Below are 2,355 nucleotides of genomic sequence, written 5' to 3'. Positions count from 1 at the left end.
TAAATTTGAAAATTAGGAGGTTCATAATGGGTAAACTATTAAATTTGTTTCGTGATATGAAAGTAGCAAAAAAGCTATTAATTTCATTCTTTGTAATTTTAATTGCAGCCGTTTCTATAATCGGGGGCATGTCTTATCAAACTGCTAAAAAGAATTTTGAATCACAAATTACGAGTAGTGCTAACGATAATATAAAAATATTAGATAATTTAATCAATCAAATGATTGAAGCAAAATTTAACGATGTGAATAACTTTGCACGAGTAATTCAAGGGAATATGTATCAAGGGGATAATCAGGATGAGCTAAGAAAGACATTATCTCAGTATATCAATTTGAATATAGATGTTGAACAAGTGTATGTTGCCGGTAATGATAAGAAATTTGTACAGGAACCAAATATACAAATGGCAGCAGATTATGATCCAACAACACGACCTTGGTATAAAGATGCAGTGGCAAAACAAGGTGGTATTGTTGTTAGCGAGCCATATAAGGCAAAAGGAAATGGACATATTGTCGTAACGATTGCAAAACAAACAGAAGATAAAAATGGGGTTGTTGCGCTAGATTTAAGTTTAGACAATTTATTAAAAACAACAAAGTTAATCAATATTGGTAAAAAAGGATATGCCTTCATTTTAGATGGAAAGCAAAAAATCATTGCTCATCCACAAGAAAAATCAGGGGATAAAGCAGCTGATTCTTGGGCAAAGAAAATTTATGAAGATAATCATGGTGCTTTTACATATTCTTATGGTGGTAGTGAAAAGAATATGGTATTTGCTACAAACGTAAAAACAGGTTGGAAAATTGGTGGGACGATGTACGCAACTGAAGTAATTGAAGCTGCTCAACCTGTATTTTATAATATGTTAATTGTTATGCTTATTTCGTTAGTAGTAGGTGGAGTACTTATTTATTTTGTGACACTTTCAATTACGAAGCCTTTAAAGAGACTAGTTATCACTTCTAAAGAAATAAGTGAAGGGGATTTAACGCAAACAATTGAAATTCATTCTAATGATGAAATTGGTCAACTTGCGAAAGGTTTTAACGAGATGACAAATTCATTACGGACGTTAATTGGAAGGATTAACACTTCGGCAGGACATGTTGCAGCAGCATCAGAAGAACTAACTGCAAGTGTAAGACAAGCGAGTGAAGCAACTGAGCAAATTACAACAGCAATGGATGAAATATCAAGTGGGGCAACGACGCAAACAACAAGTGTAGAAAATGGTGCTATGTTACTGTTTGATGTAACGGAAGGAATTCAGCATGTAGCAAATAGTTCATCATCTATTAATATCGCTTCTGCTCATACTCGTGAAAAAGCAGAAGATGGTGGGAAATTAGTAGGAAGAACAGTAAACCAGATGCAGTCTATTGCAGAATCGGTTTCACAATCAGATGCTGTTATACAGTTATTAAATAATAAATCAAAACAAATTGGTGATATATTGGAAGTAATTCAAAACATTGCAGATCAAACAAATCTTCTAGCTTTAAATGCGGCAATTGAAGCGGCAAGAGCTGGTGAACATGGAAGAGGTTTTGCAATTGTTGCAGATGAAGTACGTAAATTGGCAGAGAAGTCTAGCATATCTTCCAGTGAAATTAGTAAATTAATAGGCGAAATACAAGACGATATGGGTAAGACAGTCAAATCAATGAATCATGTAAATGAAGAAGTTCAATCTGGACTTGTTATTGCAAATGAAACGAAGCAAAATTTTGCTGAAATTTTACAATCTACAAATGAAATAGCTAATCAAATTAAGACGATGGTTGAAACGGCTAATGGAATGTCAAAAGGGGCAAATGAAGTATCTATTTCAGTAGGACAAATTGCAATGACAGCACAAAATAATGCGACAAGCACACAAAATGTTGCGGCTTCAGCTGAAGAACAGCTAGCTTCGATGGAGGAAATTGGATCAGCGGCGGGTACGCTATCTCAAATGGCTGAAGAATTGCAAGTATTAATTGAGAGATTTAATGTTTAATAGAGAACAGACTCCCCCTAGTAGCATTATGACACTAGAGGGTAGTCTGTTTTATTATGTAAAATCAAATGGAGATGTAAACTTCCTTTATGACGTTTAAAATGGTATTTTGCATAATATTTGTCGAAAAATAGAGGTGTTTGTTAGCTTTGTGTATAATTATTAACCTATAGAATACAAATAAAAGGAGAGTATTATGGGAGTGTATTGGGGGACAAAAAGACATTCTTGGCTTAGTTACGTCTCATTTTGGCTAAGTATTTCATTTTTTATTGTTTTTCTAATTGAAGTGTTTATATTAAAAACACTTTCGAATAGCTCGGTGCAAATTGTTAAATATTTTTAT

The 2,355-nt window shown here is 33.5% G+C and carries 1 protein-coding gene and 1 pseudogene; both read left to right on the top strand.

The features are described 5' to 3' along the window. Positions 1–26: 26 nt before the first annotated feature. Positions 27–1,067 (top strand): annotated as a pseudogene (locus tag ACQGS6_RS26710) (HAMP domain-containing protein); the annotation flags it as partial. Then, the gene (locus ACQGS6_RS26705; protein ID WP_426965895.1) at positions 1,062–2,009 is read left to right on the top strand and encodes a methyl-accepting chemotaxis protein; all 948 of its coding nucleotides are present in this window, start codon (positions 1,062–1,064) and stop codon (positions 2,007–2,009) included. The pseudogene ACQGS6_RS26710 and the gene ACQGS6_RS26705, both read left to right, overlap by 6 nt. The last annotated feature ends 346 nt before the right edge of the window (positions 2,010–2,355 follow it).

It is taken from the genome of Bacillus sp. GMs2/2 (assembly GCF_050172095.1).
Lineage (GTDB): Bacteria > Bacillota > Bacilli > Bacillales > Bacillaceae_G > Bacillus_A > Bacillus_A cereus.
This window is presented reverse-complemented; position numbering and strand designations above follow the sequence as displayed.

Coding starts and splice junctions, on each gene's coding strand:
- ACQGS6_RS26705 (WP_426965895.1), top strand. CDS start 1,062: ATGACAAATTCATTACGGACGTTAATTGGAAGGATTAACACTTCGGCA.